A 261-nucleotide genomic window follows, 5' to 3' on the forward strand; every position below is an offset into this window, starting at 1 on the left:
TCGCATGACCGACCCAAGGGCCACGACGCTGTCCCTGCTCGCGCGCCGGGAACCGGACGCGACCATCTGCCCGAGTGACGTGGCTCGGGCGATCGCATCGGATTGGCGCGGCGCAATGCCCGCGGTCCACGCCGCGATCGATGGGCTGGTGGATGACGGGCTGGTGCGGCTGAGCTGGAAGGGACGACCGATGGCGACGCGGTCAGGACCGTACAGGATCGGCCGTCGCGGCGACGATTGACCCCCGCCCCCTCCCATGTC

General features: G+C 70.9%; 1 protein-coding gene. It reads left to right on the forward strand.

Going from position 1 to position 261, the window contains the following annotated elements:
- Positions 1-241: DUF3253 domain-containing protein (locus AC0IYH_RS32305; RefSeq protein ID WP_471838406.1), on the forward strand; the 241-nt coding region annotated here is incomplete at its 5' end.
- Positions 242-261 lie beyond the last annotated feature (20 nt).

The sequence above is a fragment of the Pseudomonas sp. AC463 genome, from assembly GCF_979253585.1.